Source organism: Micromonospora sp. NPDC000121 (assembly GCF_042899165.1).
GTDB lineage: Bacteria > Actinomycetota > Actinomycetes > Mycobacteriales > Micromonosporaceae > Micromonospora.
In genome coordinates, this window is record NZ_JBIAZP010000001.1 from 377,511 (window position 1) to 402,384 (window position 24,874).

The window sequence follows — 24,874 nt, forward strand, 5'->3', positions numbered from 1 at the left end:
GCACGCCCACCGCCGCCGGCCGCGATCAACCCGTCAGGCGGTGGCGGCCAGGGCCGGCGGGGCGAGCAGCCGGCCGCGCGGGACCTTGTCCCCGGCGGTGGGGCCGTGCGAGGTGAGCACCACCGGGGCGGCCAGTTCCCGGGCCACCGCCGACGGCCAGTCGACGGGCGGGTCGTCGTACACCGGGCGGGAGCGCAGCAGGCGGGCGGTGAGCGCGGCCTGCCGGTCCAGGTCCCCGGGCGGGCCCGGGGTGAGCCGGTCGGTCCAGTCGTAGCGGCGGCAGATCCGCAGCCCGGGGCCGGCGAGGTCGAGGTGGGTCAGGGCCAGGCCGTCGACGCCTCCGGCCGCGGCGAGGGCGTACCGGTGGGCGACCGCGTCGAAGTGGCCGAACCGGAACCGGCCCTGCCACGGGTTCGTCGGGTTGCGCGGGTCGGTCAGCGGCAGGGTCGGGTCCTCGGTCACCAGCGGCCCCGGCCCGTGCCGGGTGGTGGTCACGCGCAGCACCCCGATCCGGGTCGCCGCGCCCGCCTGGCCCGCCTCGGCGAGCAGGCTGTCGGCGTTGGCGAACGTGGTGGTGCTCCACGTGGTGTACGGGTGGAAGCCGTGCCACTCGTCGAGCAGTACCCCCTGCGCGCCCTCGAAGACGCACGTCCCGGCGCGCAGCGCCCCGGCCAGCCAGCCCCGGTCCACGATCGCCACCCGTCCGGCGAAGCCGGTGAACGCGGGCAGGCAGTCCTCGACGGGCGGCGCGTCCAACGGCCCCAGCTCGGCGGTCAGCCGGTCCCGCAGGGCGGCCAGCCGGCGGCGCAGCAGCGCCGGGGTGCGGCAGTCGGCCACCCGGGGCGCCTCGTCGGGGTGGGCGAGACCGTACGCGACGGTCTCGCCCACCCCCAGCCCGCAGGAGCCGTGCCGGTCGGCTCCCCGGGCGATCTCCCGGGCCCGGTTGGCGGCCCGGTGGTACGGGGTGGCGAGCAGCGCCTCCCCGTCCACGGTCAGCCGGTCGAGCGCGTCGGGCACCCCGACCGAGGCGAGGTGGTCGGCCTCGGCGGCCAGCGCCAGCGGGTCCACCACCACGTGCCGGGACAGGTGCGTACGCACCCCGGGGTGGAAGGTGCCGGCGCCGAACTGGGCGAAGGTGTGGTGCCGCCCGTCGCGCAGCACCACGTTGTGCGCCGCCTGCGCGCCCCCGTTGAAGCGGACGACGGTGTGCACCGGCCGGGTGGCGCAGAGCCAGTCCACGACCGTGCCCTTTCCGGCGTCGCCGTAGCCGAGGTCGACCACCGTCACGTGTCTCACAGCCGGGTGACCCCGCCGTCGGTGTCGCGGAAGGCCGGCAGCGCCGACACCTCGGCGCGTCGCCCCCGGCCGAGCCGGGCCAGCGCCTTCGACACCGTCCCGGTGGCGCCCGAACCGGCCCGGTCGAGGTCGCGCAGGCCCTCGTCCAGGTCGATGGCCTGCTCGCCGAGCCCGATGGTGAGCGCGATGGTCTCGCAGACCGCGTCGAGGTCGTCCAGCGCGACGGCGTTCTGCCCGAGCAGGTCGCGCCAGAAGTCGAGCACCTTGGCGTTGCCGGAGTAGTGGCTGCCGGCAGGGAGCAGGTAGTAGGTGTCCCACCGGCGGGTGACCTCGTCGACGACCTGCCGCAGCGGCACGTCCTCGGCCAGGTCGTCGCCGATCAGGCGGGCCACCTCCCGGGCCTTCACCCGGGGGTACGCCAGCTCGTCGCCGATGATGAACAGGTAGCCGCGCCGGCCGCGCTTCTCCCAGCAGTCGGTGACCGTGTGCCGGGCCATGAAGTACATGGCCAGCTCGTACGACTCGGTCATCTGCCCGCCGCCGCCGCCCTCCAGCACGATCCGGCCGAGGTCGTCGTCCATCCGGTTGTCGGACTCGAACTGCCCGACCTGCAACGGCACCCGGTCGCAGGTGGCGTCGCCGATCGCGCCGAACATGATCTGCGGGTCGCTGGCGTAGCCCTGCCGTTGCAGCAGCCCGAGCAGCTGCGGCAGCTTGGTCTGGAGGACGCGCGGCACGCTGCGCATCGAGCCGGTCACGTCGAACAGCACCGCGATGGCGGTCGACTGCGGGTGCTCGGCGGAGTCGCGGCTCTCCCGCATCGCGTCGCGGGGGTCGAGCGCGGGGTGCACCGTGCGCGCCCCGCTGTCGCTGTAGGAGAACGCGCTCTTGCCGGTGGCCCGGCGGTAGCGGTCGGCGGCGTCGTACACGTCGGTGGACCAGATTCCACTGCCCATGGCAGCCTCCTCAGGGGTTCAGGGTGAAGGGTCGGAAGGTGCGCGGCCCGTAGAGCCGCTCCAGCACCTCGTCGAGTTCGCGGAGCAGGCGCCAGGCGTCGTCGGGCCGGGCGTTCAGGGCGGGCCGCAGACAGCCCTGGGCGAAGGCGAGCAGCTCGCGCGGTGCGCGCGGGCCCATCAGCCAGGTCATGCAGCGGGCGGCCATCGCGATGTCGGTGCCCGGCCCGCACGGACGCTTCGCGACGACCTCGGCCGGATACCAGTCCTCGTGACCGGGGACCAGCGCCGGGACGGCGCCGCCGTCGACGACCGAGAAGCACCAGTCGACCAGCACCACGCCGTGCCCGTCGGGCTCGATCAGCACGTGCGGCGGCAGCACCGCGCCGTGCACCACTCCCGCCCGGTGGGCCAGGCCGAGCGCGACCAGCAGCCGCCGCCACATCCAGGCCGCGTCGCGGGCGTCCAGCCCGTCCGGGTACGCGCGCCGCACCTCGGTGAGGTCGTGCAGGCCGGGCGCGGTGGCGAGGACGGTGATCCGCCGCTCGGCGCCGGTGTCGGCGTCCCGGTGCCGGAACTCCTCCACCAGCCGGGGCACGTAGGGCAGGTAGCGCGGGTCGCCGCGTTCGGCCAGGGTGCGCAGGGCGTGCGCCTCCCGCGCCATCAGGTCGTTGTCGGTGGGCCGCCGGGGCAGCTTGAGCAGCCGGTCCGCCCCGACGTCGTAGAGGTCGGCCAGGTCGCCGGAGTGCGCCGGCGCGCCGAGGCGGTAGTCACCGAGGACGGTGACCCGCCGGGCCCGCCAGCGGGTGGTGACCCGGACGAACGCGTCGGTGGCCTCGGCGCGTACGGCCGGGTCGGCGGGCACGCGGTCGGGGTGCAGGGCCGCGACCAGCTCGCGGTAGCGCCGGGCCGGCTCGTCCGTGCCGAACAGGTCGGCGTCGGTGCGGGCGGCCGCGACCAGGCGGATGGCCTCGGCGGTCCTCACCGCACCGTCTCCTCGCGGGCGGGGCGCAGCAGCGCCGGGTGCAGCAGGCGGGCGTCGCCGGCCCGGTAGAGCTTGGCGCGGGGGCCGCCCCGGGTGCCGCCGCGCTCGGTGCTGGCGCCGGTGCTCTCCACGAAGCCCGGCACGGAGAGCACCTTGCGGTGGAAGTTGCCGGCGTGCAGGGGGTGTCCCCAGACCGTCTCGTAGACGGCGCGCAGCTCGCTGATGGTGAACTCGGGGGCGAGGAAGCGGGTGGCGAGCGGGGTGTATTCCAGCTTGGACCGGGCCCGCTCCAGCCCGTCGGCGATGATCCGGTCGTGGTCGAAGGCGAGCTGCCGGCTGCTCAGGGCGGTCACCGGCAGCCAGACCGCCTCGTCGGCGTCGGTGCCGGCGGCCGCGTCCGGCAGGTCGGGCGCGAAGGCGAGGTGGGCGACCGAGACGACGCGCATCCGCGGGTCGCGGTCGACGCCGCCGTAGCTCGCCAACTGCTCCAGGTGTACGCGGCGCAGCCCCTCGCCGCCGAGCCCGGTCTCCTCGGCCAGCTCCCGCCGGGCGCCGGCCGTCAGGTCCTCGTCGGGGCGGACGAAGCCGCCGGGCAGCGCCCAGTGCCCCGCGAAGGGCGGCTCGCCGCGCCGGATGAGCAGCAGGTGGAGCGCGCCGTCCCGGATGGTCAGCGCCACCACGTCGACGGTGACCGCGACCGCCGGGTAGGCCCGGGGGTCGTACGCGGCCAGGAAGTCCTGCTCGTCCACGGAGTCCCTCTCATCTTGAGAACATCTCGATGTGAGAACAACTTAGCGCATGCGACCGCCCCTGCCAACCCCTGGGCCGGGGTCGGCAGGGGCGGTCAGCGCACGAGGCCCACCAGGTGGGGACGGCCGCGCAGGTCGTGCAGGGCGAAGCCGCCGCCCGGCAGCAGGCCGAAGCTCACCGTGCTCGGCAGCGGCACCGGCAGCTTGAAGGCCACCTCGACGGTGTAGGAGTCCGGCAGCCGGTTCTCCAGCGCGGCCAGGCACCGTGCCTTGCTCCACATCCCGTGCGCGATGGGCCGGGGGAAGCCGAACAGCCGGGCACCGAGGCGGGAGGTGTGGATCGGGTTGTGGTCCCTGGAGACCCGCGCGTAGTCCCTGCCGACGCGGGGCTCGACCCGCCAGCGGGCCGAGTCGACCGGCGCCGGGGACCACTCGCCCCGGTCCCGCCGCCCCTCGCCGCCGGGCCTGCTCTCCCTGCCGAGGTACGTGGAGACGCCGCGCCAGACCTCCTCCCCGTCGACCGAGCCGACGAGCACCACGTCGATCTGCCGCCCCCGGTCGTGCGGGCGCAGGTTCTCCGCGTACGCGGTGAAGTCGAGGCTCTCGTCGGCCGTGACCGGGCGGTGCACGGTGATCCGGTTCCCCACGTGCACCACGCCGGTCAGCGGGATCGGGAACTCCGGCGCGGTCATCAGGCGCAGGGCCAGCGGGAAGCCCATGACGTGCGGGAACGTGGCGGGCAGCCGGTCGGTGAGCCGGAACCCGCAGACCCGGTCGTACTCGGCCAGGTGGGCCCGGTCGACGGCGACCCCGCCGACGGCCAGCTCGACCGCCGGGACGCCGGTCGCCGCCGGCCGCCCGCCGGGGCCGGGCAGCGCACCGAGCAGTGCCCGCCGGTAGAGCGCCCCGGCCGCCGGCATCCGGGCCAGCTCGACGCGCTCCCGGGCGACCGCCCCGGCGTGCCCGGAGAGGTCGTGCGTCGCCTCGGTCGAGGAGGCGTGCCCGGAGAGGTCGTGCGTCTCCGCCAGGCTCAGGTCGTGGTCGGCCGGCCCCGGCCGGCGGATCGCGGCCAGCGTCTCCTCCGACAGCCGCTCCGTGGGGCCGTCGATCAGCTCGTGCACCGACAGGTCGTCGGCCGGGCCCTCCGCCGGTTCCCTCCTCCTGGCCATCACGCCCCCAGCATGCTCTGGCCGCAGACCCGGACGACGTTGCCGCTGACCGCGCCGGAGGCGGGCCACGCCAGCCAGCCGATGGTCTCGGCGACGTCCACCGGCAGCCCGCCCTGGGACATGCTGTTCATCCGCCGGCCCGCCTCGCGCAGCACCAGCGGGATGCGCGCGGTCAGCCGGGTCTCGATGAACCCGGGAGCGACCGCGTTCACGCTGATCTGCCGCCCGCGCAGCGCCGGGGCGAGCGAGTCGACCAGCCCGATCACGCCCGCCTTGCTGGTGGCGTAGTTGGTCTGGCCCCGGTTGCCCGCGATGCCGGCGATGGAGGAGACGGCGACGATCCGGCCGCCGGCCGGGATCAGCTCCCGCTCCAGCAGCACGTCGTTGATCCGCTCCTGGCTGGACAGGTTGACGTCGAGCACGGAGTCCCAGCGGTCGGCGTCCATCCGGCCGAGGGTCTTGTCCCGGGTGATGCCGGCGTTGTGCACGACCACGTCGACCCGCCCGTGCCGGTCGGCGAGGTGCTTCGCGAGCCGGGTCGGGGCATCGGGGGCGGTGAGGTCGAGCTGGACGGCCGTCCCGCCGATCTCGTTGGCGACCGCCGCCAGCTCGTCCCCGGCCGCCGGGACGTCCAGCGTGACCACGCGGGCGCCGTCGCGGGCCAGCACCCGGGCCAGCGCCGCGCCGATGCCCCGGGCCGCCCCGGTGACCAGGACGACCTGCCCGTCCAGCGGGCGGTCCCAGTCGCCCGGCGGCTCGGCCGCGCCGGCGCCGATCCGGATCACCTGCCCGGAGACGTACGCGGACCGGCCGGAGAGCAGGAACCGGAGGGTGGCCTCCAGGCTGGTCGACGTGCCGGCGTCGGAGTCCTTCGTGACGTACACGAGCTGGGCCGTGACGCCCCGGCCGAACTCCTTGCCGATGCTGCGGGTCAGCCCCTCCAGGGCCCGCTGGGCGGTGGCCTCCCGGGGCGCGCCCTCCGCGGGCGGGGTGCCGAGCACGACGACCCGGCCGCTGGGCAGCACCGACCGGGCGTGCGGGTGGAAGAAGTCGTAGAGCTGCCGCAGGTCGGTGGAGTCGGTGACGCCGGTCGCGTCGTAGACCAGGGCGGCGAAGCGCTCGGTGGGCTCCACGGCGGCGGGGTCGCGCAGCTCGACCCCGGCGGCGGTCAGGATCTTGCCGACCGGCTCGGCGAGCCGGCCCCCGGTCGCGGCACCGAGCAGGACGGGCCCGGGGGCGAGAGGGTCGCCGGGGGCGTGCCGGCGCAGTCGCGGCGGGTCGGGCAGCCCGAGGCGCTTGACCAGCGCGCGACCGGCCCCCGATCGGACGAAGCTCGCGTACCTGTCGGTCATAGGCGTAGCCTACTGGCGGGTAGGTTGAGGGCAAGCCCTTCGAGGAGGCGGGATCGTGCAGAGCATCCGGCGGGTCGCGGTCATCGGCGGCAACCGCATCCCCTTCGCCCGGTCCAACTCGCGGTACGCGAGCGCGTCCAACGCGGACATGCTGGGCGCGGCGCTGGACGGGCTGGTCGCCCGGTTCGGTCTGGCCGGCCAGCGGGTCGGCGAGGTGGTGGCCGGCGCGGTGCTCAAGCACGCCAAGGACTTCAACCTGACCCGCGAGGTGGTGCTCGGCTCGAAGCTCGACCCGCACACCCCCGCGTACGACATCCAGCAGGCATGCGGCACCGGCCTGGAGGCCGCGATCCTGGTCGCCAACAAGATCGCCCTCGGGCAGATCGACGTCGGCATCGCCGGCGGCGTGGACACCACCTCCGACGCCCCGCTCGCGGTCAACGAGGACATGCGCCGCACGCTGCTCAGGCTGAACAGCGCCCGCACCCTCGGCGAGCGGCTGAGGATCGCCGCGAGGCTGCGCCCCACCCAGCCGTTCCGGCCGGAGATCCCGCGCAACGCCGAGCCGCGCACCGGGCTGTCGATGGGGGAGCACGCCGCCCGCACGGCGCTGCGCTGGCAGGTCGACCGACAGGCGCAGGACGAGCTGGCCCTGCGCTCGCACCAGCGGCTCGCCGCCGCGTACGACCGGGGGTTCTTCGACGACCTGCTGACGCCCTACCTCGGGCTCACCCGCGACCAGAACCTGCGCGCGGACACCAGCCTGGAGAAGCTCGGGTCGCTGCGGCCGGTCTTCGGCGCGAAGGGCCCGGACGCCGAGCGGGCGACCATGACCGCCGGCAACTCCTCGCCGCTGACCGACGGCGCCTCCACCGTGCTGCTGGCCAGCGAGGAGTGGGCCCGCGAGCACCACCTGCCCGTGCTGGCCTGGTTCTCCTGGTCGGAGACCGCCGCCGTCGACTTCGTGCACGGCGACGAGGGGCTGCTGATGGCCCCCGCGTACGCGGTGCCCCGGATGCTGGCCCGGGCCGGGCTGACGCTCCAGGACTTCGACTACTACGAGATCCACGAGGCGTTCGCCTCGCAGGTGCTGGCCACCCTGGCCGCCTGGGAGTCGCCCGAGTTCTGCAAGGACCGGCTCGGGCTGGACGCCCCGCTCGGCGCGATCGACCGGGACCGGCTCAACGTGAACGGCTCCTCGCTGGCGGCCGGGCACCCGTTCGCGGCGACGGGCGGCCGGATCGTGGCGACGCTGGCGAAGCTGCTCGCCGAGTCCGGGAGTGGCCGGGGTCTGATCTCGATCTGCGCGGCGGGCGGGCAGGGCGTCACGGCGATTCTGGAGCGCTGACCGCCCCCGCCCGGTAAGTCGTCCTGACCGCTCAGACGGGTCGGCGCCCGCCACGGATCTCCGTGACGGGCGCCGACGTGTGGTGGGTCAGCGAAGGACGAAACGCTCGCCGAAGCTGATCGAGGTGCGGCTGGCGGTCAGTGGCGACGACCCCCTGCCCGCGCTGACGTAACGGTTGTTGACGGCGGCCCTGAGGCTGACCGTCCCGTCCGCGTTGCGGACCAGCGTGAACGTCCCCCAGGGGCTGACCGCACCGCTGGCGTTGACCAGCGGCAGGGCCCCGGCGTCCGGCGCGAAGACGAAGCGGTTGTTGGCGTGCGCGAGCAGGGCGATCTTGCCATCACCGAGGTCGACGATGTCGAACCGCTGGTTCTTGCCGAGGGTGGAGCTGCTGGCGACCAGCGGCTTCGCCGCGGCGGTGTCGGCGGTCACGAACTGCGAGACGACCGCGGGTCGCAGGGACCGGTTGGCGTCGGCGACGTTCACCCGGTGGAACCTCTCCGCCAGGCTGACCGCATAGGTGCTGGTGTGCAACACGCCACCGGAGCCGTACGCGCTGACGTACCGACCGTTGGACGCCTTGAGGCTGAAGCTGCCGTCCGCGTAGCGGGTCATGGTGAACGTCTCGTTCGGACCCACGGACGAACTGCGCGCGGTGACCACGTCGACCTCCGTGAGGTCGGGACTGACGTAGGCGCCGGTGTGGTGAGCGAGCAGCGCCACCTGACCGGTGCCGACGTTCACCAGGTCGAACGCGTCGGCCGGCGCCAGGGCCGTGCGGTCGGCGACCAGGGTGGGGCTCTGGTGTGACGCGTTGCCGACACCGACGTAGCGGTGGTGGACCAGGGACAGGAGACCGATCGTGCCGGCGCGCGGCAGGAAGCTCACGCTGTACGCCCTGGCCCCCGTCATGGTGTCCTCAAGGGTGGCGGTGACGCTGACCCGGAAGGTCCCGTGCCGGCCGTACTGGTGTCGGGCCACCGGACCGGCCTGGGTCACGACCGTCCCGTCGCCGAAGTCGAACCGGTAGGACACGACGGGTGTGAAACCCGCCCTGGTGGTCGAGGCGTCGACGGTGACCCACCCGGTGCCGGCCTCCTGGGTGAGGGTGGCCAGCACGACCGGGGCGGCGAGCGTCTCCCGCGGGCCGCGGTCGGCCCAGGGGACCGGCCCGGCTCCCGTGTTCGCCCTCGACGGGTCGTCCCCGCGACCGCGTCCGTTGACGTCCTTCGCCGGGAAGCCGGGAGCGGCCGAGTTGGCGGAGTCGACCCGGCTCCACTCGTTGGCGTCGTAGATGTCGTGGGCGCCCTGCCCCGAGGCAGCACGGAATTCCGCCAGGGTCATGGGCCGGTCCCAGGCGTACCCGAGCGCCTGGCCCGTGTTGTTGTAGTCGACGACGGTCTTCCCGCGCGACTCGCCGTACACCCCGATCTCGACGCTGTCGGTCGGGGCCGACTCGCAGAGGGTCGTGTTGTCCGGGCCGCCGTTGCTGATGACCACGTTGTTCTGGACGGAGATGCGGTCGGACGCGCCGTCGACCCGGACACCGTTGCGACAGCGATCCCGCACGATGTTGTTGCTGAGGGCGGTGCCGGTCGCGCCCCGGATCTGGACGCCGTCGCCGTAGCCCGTACTGACGGTGCTGTTGGCGATCACGGTGTCGACCGCACCCGGCCGGACGGCGATGGCCGCCCCGCGGAAGCCGGTCACCGCACTGGCGAGGATCCTGGTGTCGGCGGCAGCGACGTCGATTCCCACGCCCTCCCCCGCCTCGGCGTTGCCGTTGGTGAACGTGGCCGAGGTGATGGTCACTCCACTGCTCGCCGCGTCCAGGAACAGGCCGGTGGCGAGTCGCGGGCCGCCGCCGATGACCCGCCGCACGGTCGATCCGGTCACTGCGGACAGCCGGAACGCGGGCTGGGTCGATGCCGCCGTGGCACTGACGACCACATCGTCGAGGACGATGCCGCCGGCGTCGTGGATGTCGACGGCAGGTGCCTCCAGCGTGCTGGCGATGCGGAAGCCCGCGATGGTGACGTGGCGCTGGTGGTGGACGACGACGCCCGCGGTCGGCCCGCTGAGCACGACCGGGCCGCCGGTGGCGGACAGGCCCGCACGGAGGGTGATCGGCTGTTCGGCCGTGCCGGAGGCGGCGACGGTGACCCGTTCCGCGTACGGCCCGCCGTCGACCCTCACGGTCTGGCCGGGGCCGACCTTGGCGACGGCCGGCCCGATGGTGCAGAAGGGCTGATCGACGGTGCCGTCGCCGGTGTCGGTGCAGACCTCGGGGATGAGGTTGTTGACGTACAGGGTGCTGGTCTCGGCGTGAGCGGGGGTCGCGGAGGGCAGCAGCGTGCCGCCGATCAGAGCGACCGCCGCGAGCCCGGCAAGGCGGGATCTGCGCATGCGGTGTCTCTCACGAAGAAGGGGGGCGGGCCGGTACCGGCCGGAGACCTCAGATGATGACGTATTCGCCGGCTCCTGTCCGCCCCGTAGCGGGCCCAACGACAGCGTGTCGCCATCGCTCTCGACCCAGCCGTCGGCCTCCCCGGGAAGTAGGCCTGATCCGTCGGCAGGGCGTGACCGCGATCCTGGCGCGCTGACCCGTTCCCCTCGGCGGGTGTGCAACGCGTGCCGCCGCCGGGGTCACTGTGCGGATCTTCACCTGGACGCGGTGTCGGTCGGGTGGCCTAACCTGAGACGGCCTCTTCCACTGCCGACGGAAGGACCGTGCCGGTGTCTGCCAGCCCGACGTCCGTGCCCGATCCCAAGGCCCACCCCGCGCCGCCGTTCCCGGCCCCGCCCGGCCCGGCGTCGTCCCGGGGCGTCGGGATCGGCCGGACCGCCCAGGTCGTCATCGGCCTGGTGCTGCTCGTGCCGGCGGCCGTCGCCCTGCTCTGGTCATACGTGCTCCCGTCGGCCAGCACCCTGGTGGAGAGCTTCCGGCGGGGCAACGCGCTGGGGGGCCCGACCGAGTCCGCCGGCGGCGACAACTACGCGCAGCTGATCGAGCGCGGGTTCCTCGGCGACCTGGGCTACGCGCTGCTCCTCGCCCTCGTGCCGCTGCTGCTCGCGCTGCTCGTCGCTCCGCTGCTCGCGCTCGCCGCGGCGCGGGTCGGCCGGGTGCCCCGCCTGGTGACCCGGGCGCTGCTGACCCTGCCGTTGGCCGCCTACGCCCCGCTCGCCGTCGGCGCGGCGTGGACGATGGACCGGTTCGAGGCCGACCGGGACGCCTGGGCGCAGGCCCCCACGCTGACCGCCGTACGCACCGTGGCGCTGCTGACGGCCGGGCTGGTGGTCGCGGTCGGCGCCACCGTCTTCCTCGCCGCGCTGCGCCGGGGCCCTCGCGGCGGCCGGTCCGGCCCGGCCGTTCTGGCCGTCGGCGGCGTGCTCGGGCTGGCCGTCGTCGCGGTGACCGTGCAGTCCTGGTCCCTCCAGTGGCCCGTCCTCGGCGGACGGGACGACCAGATCGCCCCCCTGGCGCGGATCGTCCGGGAGAGCGTGGCCCGGTTCCAGTTCGGCGTCGGCGCTGCGGGCAGCGTGCTGCTGCTGGCACTGCTGGCCGTGCTCGGCATCCTCGCCGTCGTCCTACTCCTGGTGACCCGGGCGAGGATCACCTTCACCGGGTGGCGCGACCGCCCGGCCCACGCCCCGGCCGACGCCCCGGCAGTCGCTCCGGCCCACGCTCCGGCCGTCGCCCCGGCCCACGCTCCGGCCGTCGCCCCGGCCGGCGCGGGCAACCCCGTCGCGCTCGGCCTGCTGGCGGTGGGGCTGCTGGCCTTCCTCGGCGTCCTCGCCTACGTGCTGGCGCCGTGGCTGCGGTCGCTCACCGCCGGCGCGTCGACCCTGCCCTTCGGCGTCTCCGCCGGCCAGGTCCAGGTCAACACCTGGCTGCCGCCGCTGGTCTCGGCGGTGGTCGGGGTGGGCATCGCCGCCCTGGCCGGCTTCGCCATCGGCGGCCTGCGCCCGCTGGGCCGCGCCAGCGAGCTGCTCCTGCTGCCGTTCGCGCCCTGGCTCTTCGTCGGCGACGGCCCCCTGGTCCTCGCCCACTTCGTCCGGGCCCGCGAGGCCGACCAGTTCAACACCTTCGTCGGGCTGATCCCGCCGGGCTGGCTCTCCATCCCCGCGCTCGTGGTGTTCACCCTGTTCTTCCGTGGCCAGCGGGCACGCTGGGAGGCCGGCGGCGGGTTCGGGTGGACCATGCTCCTGCCCGCCCTGCCGATGCTGGCCGGCGCCGGGATGCTGAGCTGGCTGGTCGGCGCGCAGAGCTGGCTGTGGCCGCAACTGGTCGTCTCGGACGTCCGGCACGCGCCGGCGACGAACCTGGTCCTCCTGCGGTTCGCGGAGTCGTTCGGTGACCCGGAGGCCATGCGGGGGCTCGTCGCCCAGGTGCTGCCGTTGCCGATGCTGCTGCTCTTCCTGGCCGCGTTCGTGGTGTTGCAGCTGTGCTACCTGGACCGCCTCGTCATCTCCGGCGGGTCGACGCGCGACCGGGCCGGCTGACCGGCGGCTCGGCTGTTGACCGGCCGCCCGGCTGGCTGACCGGTCGGCGCCTACGGGCGCGGCAGGTCCGACGTCCGGCTGGTGTCGACACCGAGGGGAGGCGTGCGCGGGGCTCTGGCGGGCGCTCACCGGCCGCCCGCACCCGCGTCCTGATGCCGGCTGACCTGCATCGCCGATGACGACAGGCGAGCGGGCCGTGAAAGACTGAGGTACGTGACGACGATCCCGAACGTGCTCGCCCACCGGTACGCCTCGCCCGAGCTGGTCGCCCTCTGGTCACCGGAGCAGAAGATCAGGATGGAACGGCAGCTCTGGCTCGCCGTGCTCCGGGCGCAGCGGGACCTCGGCGTGCCCGTCCCGGACGGCGTGGTCGAGGCGTACGAGCGGGTGCTCGACCAGGTCGACCTGGCCTCGATCGCCGAGCGGGAGCGGGTCACCCGGCACGACGTAAAGGCCCGGATCGAGGAGTTCAGCGCGCTCGCCGGGCACGAGCACGTGCACAAGGGCATGACCTCCCGCGACCTCACCGAGAACGTCGAGCAGCTCCAGGTGCGGGCCTCGCTGGAGCTGGTCCGGGACCGGGTGGTCGCCACCCTGGCCCGGCTGTCCCGGCTGGCCGTCGAGCACTCGGGCCTCGTCATGACCGGCCGCTCGCACAACGTCGCCGCGCAGGCCACCACGCTCGGCAAGCGCTTCGCGTCGGCCGCGGAGGAGCTGCTGATCGCGTACGAGCGGCTGGACGACCTGATCAACTGGTACCCGCTGCGCGGCATCAAGGGCCCGGTGGGCACCGCCGCCGACCAGCTCGACCTCTTCGACGGCGACGCCGACAAGGTGGCCGAGCTGGAGCGCCGGGTGGCCGAGCACCTCGGCTTCTCCCGGGTGCTGGACAGCGTCGGCCAGGTCTACCCGCGCTCGATCGACCTGGCGGTGCTCTCTGCGCTGGCGCAGATCGCCGCCGCGCCGTCCTCGCTGGCCACGACGATCCGGCTGATGGTGGGCCAGGAGCTGGCGACCGAGGGCTTCAAGCCGGGTCAGGTCGGCTCCAGCGCGATGCCGCACAAGATGAACACCCGGTCCAGCGAGCGGGTCAACGGCTTCGCGGTGATCATCCGGGGCTACCTGTCGATGGTCGGCGAGCTGGCCGGCGACCAGTGGAACGAGGGGGACGTCTCCTGCTCGGTGGTCCGCCGGGTGGCTCTGCCGGACGCGTTCTTCGCCGCCGACGGGCTGTTCCAGACGTTCCTCACCGTGCTGGACGAGTTCGGCGCGTACCCGGCGGTGGTCAACCGCGAGCTGGAGCGCTTCCTGCCGTTCCTGGCCACCACCAAGATCCTGGTGGCGGCGGTCCGGCGTGGCGTCGGGCGCGAGGTCGCCCACGAGGTGATCAAGGAGCACGCGGTCGCCGTCGCGCTCGCCATGCGCGAGAAGGGCGCCGCCGAGAACGACCTCTTCGACCGCCTCGCGGCGGACGGCCGCCTGGGCCTGACCCGGGGCGAGATCGACGCGCTCGTGGCCGACCGCACCGCCTTCGTCGGCGCCGCCCCCGCCCAGGTCGAGGCGGTCGCCCGCCGAGTGGCCGCCGTCGTCGACGCCCACCCGCAGGCCGCCACCTACACCCCACCCCCCATCCTCTAACCCCCACCCACCGGCCGCCCGTCCGTTCACCGCGCGTCGATCAAGAGGTTTGCGCCCGCGTCGGAGATCGAAAAGGACGCAAACCTCTTGATCAACCTCGTAAGGGGTGGGGTGGGTGGGTGGAGGTTAGGCGTCGCGGGTGGGGGTTTCCGCCGCGCTGCGGAGGTTGGGGGCGCTCGCCGGCTCGGCGATGCCGCCCGGGGACTCGGCGAACGCGGGGTCGTGGGCGGTCTCCGCGGCGACCAGCGGCTGGTCGGGCGGCATGACGTCGGGCACCTTGGGCACCACGATCACCGCCGTGCCGTACGCGCAGATCTCCATCCACATCTCGCCGCAGTCGCGGCTGTCGAAGCGCATCCCCACCACGGCGTTCGCGCCGAGGCGGCGGGCCTCCTCGCCGAGCCGGGCCACCGAGTCGGTACGCCACCGGGTCAGGTTGTCCGGCGCCATCGGGTCGTACGCGCCGCCGCGCAGGTTCTTGACCCCCTCGCGGTACGGGTTCCGCGTCCTGGCCATCGATGACACCACTTCGCCGAGGATCTGGCGGATCTCGTACCCGGGTAGTTGCTCCGTCGTCACGACCAGCACGTTTCCGATGCTGTCAGGGCGACCCCGCACCCGATCGCGAGCCTTGTTCACCTGATCGGATGCTGCAAAACGGCGCGGCGCGGACGGCCGGCGCGGGGCCGGTCATCCGCGCCGCGCGGGGCGCTAACCGTCAGACACCGGCCACCGAGGTGATCCAGGCCCGGTTGTACGCGACACTGCCGTAGTTCTGGATGCTGTAGCCGTCGGCGGTCGAGGCGACGCCGACCTGGCGGCCGTTGTAGAACTGCGGGCCGCCCGAGTCGCCCCGCCACGCGTTGCCGGTGATCTCCGTGCTCCGGATCGCCTGCCCGCCGTACGCGTCGGTGGCGCTGTTGCTGGTCACCTGGACGCTCGCGGTCTTCAGCTGGCTGGAGGCGGAGCAGCCGCTGTAGCAGGTCATGCCCCAGCCGTAGATCGAGTTGGTGGAGCCGATCGGCGGGTTGCTGGTGGCCAGCGTGACGTACGAGGTGCTCACCGAGCTGGACAGGCGCATCAGGGCCAGGTCGTACCGGCCGTAGGTGGCGCTCACCGTGCGGGTGACCCCGCCCGAGGAGCGGTAGACGCTGCCGACCCGGACGGACATGCTGCCGCCGATGCAGTGCCGGGCGGTGAGCACCCACTGCGGGGCGATGATCGTGCCGGAGCAGGTGAACGAGCCGTTGCTGAACACCGCGGCGGCCCACGGGGCGGACGAGACGGTCCCGCCGCCGATGATGGGCTGCGGGCCAGCCGGGGCGGCGAGGGCGCCGGAGCTGGCGCCGAGCAGGCCGGCCGCTGCGGTGGCCAGCACTGCGATCATGGATCGGATGCGCATGGGGGCTCCTTCGGGGATGGGCCCGGGGGTCACCGGGTCGAGCTGTCGGCCGGCGGGCGGGGCGGCCCGTCGGCCGGACACGTCCGATCGACGTACGACGATGTACGGTAGGGCCCCTGAGATGTCGTTCACAAGGGCTCTATCGGATTTCCTCAATGTCGGACGGGATCTGCCGATCGCCGGCGGCGGCACCCCGGCGGCCCGGCGGAGTGGGGCGAAACGGGCTGGTCGGCAACGGAAACGCATCGGGATCGCAACGAACCCGTATCGGTCCCCCGGCCCCCGCGCCGGGAATGTCGATCACTGCCTGAACTGCGTCCGGCCGGTGCGTCCAGGGCCGTATCTGCCAGGTAGGCTGGCTGCGCTCGCCCGTTGTGGGTCGGCACCCAACTGCGTACACAGTCAGGAGTGCCCCAGTGCCTCGCGTCGTCGTCGACGTCATGCTCAAGCCCGAGATCCTCGATCCCCAGGGCCAGGCCGTCGCAAACGCGCTGCCCCGGCTCGGCGTCAGCGACGTCGCCTCGGTTCGGATCGGCAGGCGGATCGAGATCGAGTTCACCGGTGAACCGGACCTGGACCGGGCCCGGGAGATAGCCGACAAGCTGCTCGCCAACCCGGTCATCGAGGACTTCACCGTCCGTCTGGTCGAGGCCGACGAGACCGCGGACGCCCGCCCGTGACCGCCCGGGTCGGTGTGGTCACGTTCCCCGGCTCGCTTGACGACGGGGACGCGGCCCGGGCCGTCCGCATCGCGGGCGCCGAACCGGTCCGCCTCTGGCACGGTGACCCGCGGCTGCACGGGGTGGACGCCGTCGTCCTGCCCGGCGGCTTCTCCTACGGCGACTACCTGCGCTGCGGCGCCATCGCCCGGTTCGCCCCGGTGATGGAGACGATCGTGGACGCGGCCCGGGGCGGCCTGCCGGTGCTCGGCATCTGCAACGGCTTCCAGATCCTCTGTGAGGCCCACCTGCTGCCCGGGGCCCTCACCCGCAACCAGCACCTGCACTTCCGCAACCGGGACCAGGTCCTGCGCATCGAGTCGACCGGCACCGCGTGGACGAACGCGTTCCAGCCCGGCCAGGAGGTGCTGATCCCGGTCAAGAACGGCGAGGGCTGCTACGTCGCCGACACCGCGACGCTCGACCAGCTCGAGGCCGAGGGTCGGGTGGTCGCCCGCTACGTCGGTGGCAACCCCAACGGGTCGCAGCGCGACATCGCCGCGATCACGAACCCCGCCGGCAACGTGGTCGGCATCATGCCGCACCCCGAGCACGCCGTGGAGGCGCTCACCGGCCCCTCCCTGGACGGCCTCGGCTTCTTCACCTCGGTGCTCAAGCACCTGGTGGGGGCGCCAGCGTGAGCGCGAGGAGTGAGCCGGGTCTGCGAGCCCCGCAGTCGCGAACGAAGAGCGGGGCGGTGACCGTGCGCAGCGGCATCATCGGTCGGCTCATCCGCCCCACGGGCGGCCCTGAGCGCAGCGAGGAGAGGTCATGACCAGCCATCCGGACGAGGTACGGGAGACCCCGGAGGCCTTCCCGGCCGCCCCGGCGCAGCCGGTGGAGCCGCGTCCGGCCGCCGTCGCGCCGCCGGCCGCGCCCACCGGGCCGGCGACGACCGACTGGGCGGCCAGCCTGGACACCGTGCCGCACGCCGCGGACACCCCCGGTGAGCTCCAGCCGTACGCCGAACTCGGGCTCCGCGACGACGAGTACGACCGGATCCGCCACATCCTCGGCCGTCGGCCCACCCAGGCCGAGCTGGCCATGTACTCGATCATGTGGAGCGAGCACTGCTCCTACAAGTCGAGCAAGGTGCACCTGCGCCAGTTCGGGGAGAAGGCCCCGCCGAGCGACCGGCTGCTCGCCGGCATCGGCGAGAACGCCGGCGTGGTGCAGATCTCCGACGAGCTGGCGGTGACCTTCAAGGTCGAGTCGCACAACCACCCGAGCTTCGTCGAGCCTTACCAGGGCGCGGCCACCGGCGTCGGCGGCATCGTCCGCGACATCCTGGCCATGGGTGCCCGCCCGGTCGCGGTGATGGACCCGCTGCGCTTCGGCGCGGCCGACCACCCCGACACCGCCCGGGTGCTGCCCGGCGTCGTCGCCGGCGTGGGCGGCTACGGCAACTGCCTCGGCCTGCCGAACATCGGCGGCGAGGTCGTCTTCGACCCCTGCTACCAGGGCAACCCCCTGGTCAACGCGCTCTGCCTCGGCGTGCTGCCGGTCAACCGGCTGCAGAACAAGGCCGCCGCCGGCCCGGGCAACGTCGTGGTGCTGATGGGCGCCAAGACCGGCCGGGACGGCATCGGCGGCGTGTCGGTGCTGGCCAGCGCCACCTTCGACGAGGGCAGCGAGCAGCGCCGCCCCTCGGTGCAGGTCGGCGACCCGTTCATGGAGAAGCTGCTCATCGAGGCATGCCTGGAGCTCTACGACGCCCAGCTCGTCGTCGGCATCCAGGACCTCGGCGGCGCCGGCCTGACCTGCGCGCTGACCGAGACCGCCGCGGCGGCCGGCACCGGCATGCGGGTGTGGCTGGAGCGGGTGCCGCTGCGCGAGCCCTCGATGGAGCCGCACGAGATCCTGGCCAGCGAGTCGCAGGAGCGGATGCTGCTGGTCGTCGAGCCGGAGAAGCTCGACGCCGTGCTCAAGACCGCCGAGAAGTGGGGCGTCTGGGCCACCGCGATCGGCGAGGTCACCCCGCCGCAGCCCGACGGCCAGCCGGGCCGGGTGGTGATCACCTGGCGGGACCACCTGGTGGTCGACGTGCCGCCGGGCTCGCTGGTCGACGACGGCCCGGTCTACGCCCGCCCGATGCGCGAGCCGGCCGACCTGATCCTGCTCCAGGCCGACCGCGCGGAGACGCTACCCCGGCCGGCCGACCCGGAGGCGCTGCGCGAGACCGTGCTGCGCATGATCGCGTCGCCGAACCTGGCCGACAAGACCTGGGTCACCGAGCAGTACGACCGGTACGTGCTGGGCAACACCGTGCTCGCCCAGCCGGAGGACTCCGGCGTGATCCGGATCGACGAGCGGACCGGGCTCGGCGTGGCGCTGTCGGTGGACGGCAACGGCCGGTACGCCCGCCTCGACCCGTACCACGGCACGAAGCTCGCGCTGGCCGAGGCGTACCGGAACGTCGCCGTCACCGGCGCGAAGCCGATCGCCGTCACCAACTGCCTGAACTTCGGCTCGCCGGAGGACCCGGGCGTGATGTGGCAGTTCGCCGAGGCCGTCCGCGGCCTGGCCGACGGCTGCGCCGAGCTGGGCATCCCGGTGACCGGCGGCAACGTCAGCTTCTACAACCAGACCGGCGCCGCCGCCATCCACCCGACCCCGGTGGTCGGCGTGCTCGGCGTGCTCGACGACGTCGCCAACCGGGTGCCGATGGGCTTCGTGCCGCGCCCCGGCGGCGACCACGACCAGCTCTTCCTGCTCGGCGAGACGCACGTGGAGCTCTCCGGCTCGGAGTGGGCGTGGGTCACCCACGAGCACCTCGGCGGCGTACCCCCGCAGGTCGACCTGGCCCACGAGCGGCTGCTGGCGGACCTGCTGGCCGAGGCCGCCCGGGTCGGGCACCTCAGCTCCGCGCACGACCTCTCCGACGGCGGCCTCGCGCAGGGGTTGGTCGAGTCGTGCCTGCGGCGCGGGGTCGGCGCCCGGATCGCGGTGCCGGAGCGGTTCGCCGGCGGCTCGATGCCGTTCGTCTACCTGTTCAGCGAGTCCGCGGGGCGGGTCCTGGTCTCGGTGCCGCGCGGCCACGAGAAGGCGTTCACCGCCCTGTGCGCCGAGCGCGGGGTGCCGTTCGAGCTGATCGGCGTCACCGACCCGACCGGCGGTGCGCTGGAGGTGCACGGCCAGTTCCGGATCGGCCTGGACGAGCTGCGGGCCGCGCACACCGCGACGCTGCCGCGCCTCTTCGGAGGCTCGGAGGTCGCCCGGGTGCCGGCGCCGGCAGCCGGCGTGGCCGGCGCGGTCGAGGCCGTGCCGCTGCCCGACGCCGAGCGGGCCGAGGCGGCGCCGGTGGACCCGGCGGACGTCGTGTCCGAGCCGATCGCGTCGGCCGGGCCGGTCCCGTCGACCGGCGCCGTGGAGCCGGTGGCTCCGGCGGACGCCGCGGCTCCGGCGGGCACCGTCGCCCAGGAGGAGCCGGCCGCCGAGGCCGCCGACGGCCCGACCGGGGCCGACGCAGAGTCCGACCCCGACTCCGGTGACACCGAGCAGCCCTCCGCGCCCGATAAGCGCTGAGGCGTTGGCCGCGACCGTCTACGCCCAACCCGGATCCGGTGCCCGGTTCGACTGGGGGCTGACGGGAGCGGCTGAACTCGGCCGGGTCTGCGCGGTGCTGGTGGTGGTGGACGTGCTCTCGTTCACCACCGCCGTGGAGGTCGCCGTCGGGCGCGGCATGCGCGTGCACCCGTTCCCGTGGGGCGAGCAGGCGGCCGACTACGCGCGACGGGTCGGCGCGGTCGCCGCGGTGGGCCGCCGGCAGACGACCCGGGAACACCCGTGGTCGCTCTCGCCGGCGGCGCTGAGCACCGCGCCGGTCGTCGCCGACCTCGTGCTGCCCTCGCCGAACGGCTCGGCGATCAGCGCCGCGGCCAGCGCCACCGGACTGCCGGTGGTCGCGGCCTGCCTGCGCAACGCGCGCGCCGTCGGGCGTTGGCTGCGCCAGCACGGGTACGGCTCGACGGACGCCCCGATCGGCGTGATCGCCTCGGGCGAGCGCTGGCCGGACGGGTCGCTGCGCCCCGCCGTGGAGGACCAGCTCGGGGCGGCCAGCGTGCTGGACGCCCTCTCCGGGGTGACCGGCGGCCTCTCCGTGGAGGCGGCCATGGCGCTCGCCGCGCTCGCCAGCACCCCCGACGTCCCCGCCGCGGTACGCGGCAGCGTGTCCGGCCGCGAGCTGGTCGAGGGCGGCTTCGCCCAGGACGTGGAGGTCGCCGTCCGGGTCGGCGTCTCCGAGGTGGTCCCGGTGCTGCGCCAGGGCGTCTTCTCCGCCGCCTGACGGTTCGCCCGCTGCCGCCCGCTCGCGCTCTGCCGGGCCGCTCGCACCCTGCCGTCCGCCGGCTGCTCGGCCCTGCCGTCCGCCGGCCACTCGGGCCTTGCCGGCCGCCCTTTGCGGAGTGCCGCGCGGGCGTCCGTCCGCTCACCCGCGCCCCCCGGACTGCCGTTGCCTCCGCAGACCGACTGAGAGTGCGGTACGCCACAACGGCGAGGGCCGCCCGGGATTCCGGACGGCCCTCGCCGTGGTGCTGTCGTCGTCGGGCCTGCGCCCGTGCGGTCAGTCGTCCAGCCAGTCCAGCCGGCGGCCGCCCCGGTCCTGGTGCGGCGGGCCGTCCGGGCGACCGCGCCCGGCCTGCGGGTCGTCGTAGCCGCCGCCCTGCTGGCCGTAGCCGCCCTGGCCGTAGCCACCACGGTCGTCGTAGCCGCCGCCGCGCTGCTGCGGGGGCTCCTGGCCGTAGCCGCCCTGCTGGCCGTAGCCACCCTGGTCGTAGGAGGTGGGCTGGTCGTAGCCACCACGGTCGTCGTAGCCGCCGCCGCGCTGCTGCGGGGGCTCCTGGCCGTAGCCGCCCTGCTGGCCGTAGCCCCGGTCGTCGTAGCCGCCGCCCGGCTGGTCGTAGCCGCCGCGCTGGTCGTAGCCGCCGGTCGGCTCCGCGCCCCGCCCGTACGGCGCGGACTCGGACCGGCCGTAGCCCTGACCCTGCTCCGGCTGGTAGACGCCCGTCGCGTAGGGGTCGGCCGGGGCCGGGTACTGGGTGGCATCGCCGGTGTAGCGGCCGGTCGGCTCGTCGTAGCGGTCACCGTAGCCCCGGCCGCCCCCGGCTCCCGCCGAGTAGCCGGCGGCACCCGCCGCGCCGGCCGGAGCGCCGTAGTCGTGGCCGCCGTAGCCGCCGCCGGAGGACGGCGCGTTGCCGTAGCCGCCGCCCGAGGCGGGGGCGTTGCCGTAGCCGCCGCCGGAGGACGGCGCGTTGCCGTAGCCGCCGGCACCGTAGCCGCCCGAGCCGGCCGGCTCGTCGCCGTAGCCGTTGCCGGCCCAGCCCTGCCCTGCGCCTGCCGCGCCGTAGGGCTGCGGAGGCGCGCCGTACGGGTCCGGCGGCACGTCGTCGACCACGGGGCGGTGCATCATCGTCGGGGCGTCGCTGAGCGAGGTGCCGCCGACCATCGTCGCGTCCGGCCCGGCGCCGGCCCGGTTGACCACCCGGGTCTGGTCGTCCACGCCCGCGCCCCGGTACGCCCCACGCGCCGCCGGGACCGCGCCCGCCGCGGCGGCGCCCGCCGGAGCGTCGCCGTCGCCCTCGTCGGCGTTGTCCTTGCGTCGCATCCAGAGCAGCACGATGGTGCCGACACCCGCGGCGACGAGCAGGCCGCCGAGCAGGATGATCAGCCAGGAGCCCATGCCGCCGGAGTCCTCGTTGCTGGCGTTGGCCGCCGCGCCCGGGGTCGCCTCGGTGCTCTCCTCGGTCTCGTCGAGGGCCTCGTCCGTGGGGAGCGGCTCGTCGCTGGCCGACGGGGTGGCGCTCGGGGTCGTCTCGACCTTGATCGCCAGGGCGATGCGCTGGCCGGTGATGCTCTGGCCTGCCCTCGCGTCGAAGCTCTTGGTGGCGTACACCCCACCGACGTTGGCGCCGACGGCGATCCGGCCCGGCGCGATCGGCTTCTCGGTGGTGCCCGTGAAGCGGAAGTTGCCGTTGTCGTCGCTGACCGTGTCCCGCGTGTTGCCGGCGCCGTCCTTGAGCATCACCACGGCGTTCGGCACGGCCTTGCCGTTCGCCTGGATGACCACCTTGCCGGAGACCGACTGGACGGTCTGCACCTGCGTCGGGCTCGGCTGGGCAGCTGCCTTGACGGTCACGCCGAGAGGGCGGGAGTCTGTGCCGTCGCCCTCGACCCGGATCGTCGCCTGAGTCCCGTTCGCCGCCGGCGCGTTGCGGTCCGCGCTCAAGGTCAACGTCACTCGCTGTGCCTTGGGCGCGCCGTTGAAGCTGATGCGACCGCAACCACTGGTGCAGCTGACGCCGGAGGGGAGACCGGTGACGGTGATCTCGGCCGATTCTTCGGTGAGTTCCGGCGTGACCTCGACGCTGACGGAGCCGCTGCGGCCGGCGTCGATGGTGACGGAGCTGTCCGCCGATGTGATTCGCGCGGCCAGGGCTGGTGTGGCGGGGACAGCGAGCAGAGCGCCGACAACCAGCGCCACGACCACACCGGCCCGCTGCTTCCAGGCACGTCGGTGTGTTGACACGTCCACCGCCTTCCGGACTGACTTCCCTCGGCCGGCGGGGCGCCGGGCCGGGGATCATCACGGTACGAATACGCCGTCGGCAACTATGCCTTGTCTGACCGGATCGGCGCGACCCAGGGCCAGCGTGAGACGTGGTGCACTCGGGTCGTATCGTCCCGTCGTGTCCTCTCCGCACATTAAGTCCGCCGCGGTCGCGGCGGCGTTGTCGGCGCTCGACGAGGGGCGTACGCCCGAAAGGCCGGTCCTTCGAGAGGCGGTCCGTGCCCTGTTGACCGTCCTCGCGGAGCGCGCCCCCGGCCGATCGGTGGAGGTGCGTGTCCCACCTTACGGCGCAGTTCAGTGCATTCCCGGTCCTCGACACACCCGTGGCACCCCGCCGAACGTCGTGGAGATGGATCCGGCGACCTGGCTGGCGGTGGCGACCGGGCGGCTCGACTGGGCCGAGGCGATCACCCAGGGTCGCGTGCGGGTGAGCGGAATCCGCGCGGACCTCTCCGAGCACCTGCCCCTCTAGCTGCGGCGACGCGTAGCGGCTGGTAACGGTCGGGAGCCAGATCGTGACTTTCTGTGTCGACGCGGATTCGCGTACACTGTCAGGCGACGACAGTGGTCCCGGCCGAGCAGTGCGAATCCCGCCCCCCGCGTGGTTCGCCAGGCCGGTCCAGACCAGCATGAGGGAGCGCAGGTGCCCCGAGGCGACGGCCGGCTGAGCCACGACCTTGATCCCCAACGACCAGGCCCGCAGGACGCGTGTGGCGTCTTCGGTGTCTGGGCGCCCGGGGAGGAGGTCGCGAACCTCACCTACTTCGGGCTTTACGCCCTCCAGCACCGCGGCCAGGAGGCCGCCGGTATCGCGGTCAGCGACGGCTCCGGCGTCGTGGTCTACAAGGACCTCGGCCTGGTCGCCCAGGTCTTCGACGAGCCGACCCTGGCCAGCCTGCGCGGGCACGTGGCGATCGGGCACGCCCGCTACTCCACCACCGGCGGCTCGACCTGGGAGAACGCCCAGCCGACCATCCGGTCCACCAGCTCCGGCACGACGATCGCGCTGGCGCACAACGGCAACCTGGTCAACACGGCCGACCTCCAGCGCGAGGTCACCGAGCGGGGCCTGGTCGCCGACGGCTCGACCAACGACACCTCCCTGGTGACGATGCTGCTGGCCAGCCGCCCCGACCTGTCGGTGGAGGCGGCCGCGCTGGAGGTGCTGCCGCAGCTGCGCGGCGCGTTCAGCTTCGTGTTCATGGACGAGTCGACCCTCTACGCGGCCCGCGACCCGCACGGCGTACGCCCGCTGGTGCTGGGCCGGCTGGAGCGCGGCTGGGTGGTGGCGAGCGAGACCGCCGCCCTGGACATCGTCGGCGCCAGCGTGGTCCGCGAGGTCGAGCCCGGCGAGCTGATCGCGATCGACGAGGACGGCCTGCGCTCCAGCCGGTTCGCCGCCCCGGAGCCGAAGGGCTGCCTCTTCGAGTACGTCTACATCGCGCGTCCGGACGCCACGATCGCCGGCCGCAACGTGCACGCCGCCCGGGTGCAGATCGGCCGCCAGTTGGCCAAGGAGCACCCGGTCGAGGCCGACCTGGTCATCCCGGTGCCGGAGTCCGGCACCCCGGCCGCCATCGGCTACGCCGAGGAGTCCGGGATCACCTACGGCGCCGGCCTGATGAAGAACCCGTACGTCGGGCGCACCTTCATCCAGCCGTCGCAGACCCTGCGCCAGCTCGGCATCCGGCTCAAGCTCAACCCGCTGCGGGAGAACGTCCGGGGCAAGCGGCTGGTCGTGGTCGACGACTCGATCGTGCGCGGCAACACGCAGCGGGCGATCGTGCGGATGCTGCGCGAGGCCGGCGCGCTGGAGGTGCACGTGCGCATCTCCTCGCCGCCGGTCCGCTGGCCCTGCTTCTACGGCATCGACTTCGCCACCCGCGCCGAGTTGCTGGCCAACGGGCTGGACACCGATGGCATCCGGCGGTCGATCGGCGCGGACACGCTGGGCTACGTCTCGCTCCCGGGCCTGATCGCCGCCACCGAGCAGCCCAAGACCCGGCTGTGCCGCGCGTGTTTCGACGGGGAGTACCCGATCGACCTGCCCGCCGGCAACCTGATCGGCAAGCACGTGCTCGAGGGGGTGGGCCGGCGGGTCGCCGCGGCGCCCGACGCCCCCGAGCACACCACCACGCCTCCGCTCGTCGCCACTCCGGGCGGCGCGACCACACACCGCCCGTAGCACCACCCGG

General features: G+C 74.1%; 18 protein-coding genes and 1 pseudogene. 9 read left to right on the plus strand and 10 right to left on the minus strand.

Going from position 1 to position 24,874, the window contains the following annotated elements; translation table 11 throughout:
• Window positions 1-33 precede the first annotated feature (33 nt).
• The 6 genes from ACFY23_RS01830 to ACFY23_RS01855 all read right to left on the minus strand — a co-directional run bounded on the left by ACFY23_RS01830 (window position 34) and on the right by ACFY23_RS01855 (window position 6,504).
• Entirely contained in the window at window positions 34-1,296 is a 1,263-nt protein-coding gene (locus tag ACFY23_RS01830; RefSeq protein WP_350683945.1) for an adenylosuccinate synthetase, read from the minus strand.
• Window positions 1,293-2,252 carry a hypothetical protein gene (locus ACFY23_RS01835; protein WP_350683943.1) on the minus strand — a complete coding sequence of 320 codons (960 nt, stop codon included), beginning with the start codon at window positions 2,250-2,252 and terminating at the stop codon, window positions 1,293-1,295. The genes ACFY23_RS01830 and ACFY23_RS01835 overlap by 4 nt, the downstream gene beginning before the upstream one ends.
• Before the next feature lie 10 nt (window positions 2,253-2,262).
• Window positions 2,263-3,234 carry a serine/threonine protein kinase gene (locus tag ACFY23_RS01840; protein ID WP_350683942.1) on the minus strand — a complete coding sequence of 324 codons (972 nt, stop codon included), beginning with the start codon at window positions 3,232-3,234 and terminating at the stop codon, window positions 2,263-2,265.
• Window positions 3,231-3,983: an NUDIX domain-containing protein gene (locus ACFY23_RS01845; protein WP_350683940.1), complete on the minus strand. Its 753-nt coding sequence runs from the start codon at window positions 3,981-3,983 to the stop codon at window positions 3,231-3,233. Before ACFY23_RS01845 ends, ACFY23_RS01840 begins: the two co-directional genes overlap by 4 nt.
• Window positions 3,984-4,078: 95 nt before the next feature.
• Window positions 4,079-5,152 (minus strand): MaoC/PaaZ C-terminal domain-containing protein, encoded by a 1,074-nt coding sequence (locus ACFY23_RS01850; protein ID WP_350683971.1) that lies wholly within the window; start codon window positions 5,150-5,152, stop codon window positions 4,079-4,081.
• Window positions 5,152-6,504, minus strand: a complete 1,353-nt coding sequence (locus ACFY23_RS01855; RefSeq protein WP_350683938.1) for a 3-oxoacyl-ACP reductase — start codon at window positions 6,502-6,504, stop codon at window positions 5,152-5,154. Before ACFY23_RS01855 ends, ACFY23_RS01850 begins: the two co-directional genes overlap by 1 nt.
• 55 nt (window positions 6,505-6,559) lie before the next feature.
• Between ACFY23_RS01855 and ACFY23_RS01860 the strand changes: the two genes are divergently transcribed.
• Window positions 6,560-7,852 (plus strand): acetyl-CoA C-acetyltransferase, encoded by a 1,293-nt coding sequence (locus ACFY23_RS01860; protein WP_350683936.1) that lies wholly within the window; start codon window positions 6,560-6,562, stop codon window positions 7,850-7,852.
• An 87-nt stretch (window positions 7,853-7,939) separates the two neighbouring features.
• On the opposite strand, the gene ACFY23_RS01865 is transcribed toward ACFY23_RS01860, so the two are convergent.
• Complete coding sequence (locus ACFY23_RS01865; RefSeq protein ID WP_350683934.1) at window positions 7,940-10,258, minus strand: right-handed parallel beta-helix repeat-containing protein; 2,319 nt, start codon at window positions 10,256-10,258, stop codon at window positions 7,940-7,942.
• 351 nt (window positions 10,259-10,609) lie between these two features.
• Between ACFY23_RS01865 and ACFY23_RS01870 the strand changes: the two genes are divergently transcribed.
• The gene (locus tag ACFY23_RS01870; RefSeq protein WP_350818926.1) at window positions 10,610-12,355 is read left to right on the plus strand and encodes a sugar ABC transporter permease; all 1,746 of its coding nucleotides are present in this window, start codon (window positions 10,610-10,612) and stop codon (window positions 12,353-12,355) included.
• 213 nt (window positions 12,356-12,568) lie between these two features.
• Entirely contained in the window at window positions 12,569-13,993 is a 1,425-nt protein-coding gene (gene purB / locus ACFY23_RS01875; RefSeq protein WP_350684543.1) for an adenylosuccinate lyase, read from the plus strand.
• A 126-nt stretch (window positions 13,994-14,119) separates the two neighbouring features.
• On the opposite strand, the pseudogene ACFY23_RS01880 reads toward purB, so the two are convergent.
• Both ACFY23_RS01880 and ACFY23_RS01885 read right to left on the minus strand, forming a co-directional pair.
• Window positions 14,120-14,687: pseudogene (locus ACFY23_RS01880) on the minus strand (YbjQ family protein).
• 24 nt (window positions 14,688-14,711) lie between these two features.
• Entirely contained in the window at window positions 14,712-15,395 is a 684-nt protein-coding gene (locus ACFY23_RS01885; RefSeq protein WP_350684544.1) for a trypsin-like serine protease, read from the minus strand.
• Window positions 15,396-15,811: 416 nt separating this feature from the next.
• On the opposite strand from ACFY23_RS01885, the gene purS reads away from it, so the two are divergent.
• The 4 genes from purS to ACFY23_RS01905 all read left to right on the plus strand — a co-directional run bounded on the left by purS (window position 15,812) and on the right by ACFY23_RS01905 (window position 20,399).
• Entirely contained in the window at window positions 15,812-16,075 is a 264-nt protein-coding gene (gene purS, locus ACFY23_RS01890; protein ID WP_350684545.1) for a phosphoribosylformylglycinamidine synthase subunit PurS, read from the plus strand.
• The gene (purQ, locus tag ACFY23_RS01895) at window positions 16,072-16,755 is read left to right on the plus strand and encodes a phosphoribosylformylglycinamidine synthase subunit PurQ (protein WP_350684546.1); all 684 of its coding nucleotides are present in this window, start codon (window positions 16,072-16,074) and stop codon (window positions 16,753-16,755) included. Before purS ends, purQ begins: the two co-directional genes overlap by 4 nt.
• 130 nt (window positions 16,756-16,885) lie before the next feature.
• Window positions 16,886-19,639 (plus strand): phosphoribosylformylglycinamidine synthase subunit PurL, encoded by a 2,754-nt coding sequence (gene purL / locus ACFY23_RS01900; RefSeq protein WP_350684547.1) that lies wholly within the window; start codon window positions 16,886-16,888, stop codon window positions 19,637-19,639.
• A gap of 4 nt (window positions 19,640-19,643) precedes the next feature.
• On the plus strand, window positions 19,644-20,399 hold the full coding sequence (locus tag ACFY23_RS01905; protein WP_350684548.1) for a 2-phosphosulfolactate phosphatase: 756 nt from the start codon (window positions 19,644-19,646) through the stop codon (window positions 20,397-20,399).
• A gap of 276 nt (window positions 20,400-20,675) precedes the next feature.
• Here ACFY23_RS01905 and ACFY23_RS01910 read toward each other — a convergent pair whose 3' ends face one another.
• The gene (locus ACFY23_RS01910; protein WP_350684549.1) at window positions 20,676-22,637 is read right to left on the minus strand and encodes a carboxypeptidase-like regulatory domain-containing protein; all 1,962 of its coding nucleotides are present in this window, start codon (window positions 22,635-22,637) and stop codon (window positions 20,676-20,678) included.
• 160 nt (window positions 22,638-22,797) lie between these two features.
• Here ACFY23_RS01910 and ACFY23_RS01915 point away from each other — a divergent pair, with 160 nt between their 5' ends.
• Both ACFY23_RS01915 and purF read left to right on the plus strand, forming a co-directional pair.
• Complete coding sequence (locus ACFY23_RS01915) at window positions 22,798-23,151, plus strand: sterol carrier family protein (RefSeq protein ID WP_350684550.1); 354 nt, start codon at window positions 22,798-22,800, stop codon at window positions 23,149-23,151.
• A gap of 171 nt (window positions 23,152-23,322) precedes the next feature.
• Window positions 23,323-24,864 (plus strand): amidophosphoribosyltransferase, encoded by a 1,542-nt coding sequence (purF, locus tag ACFY23_RS01920; RefSeq protein ID WP_350684551.1) that lies wholly within the window; start codon window positions 23,323-23,325, stop codon window positions 24,862-24,864.
• Window positions 24,865-24,874 lie beyond the last annotated feature (10 nt).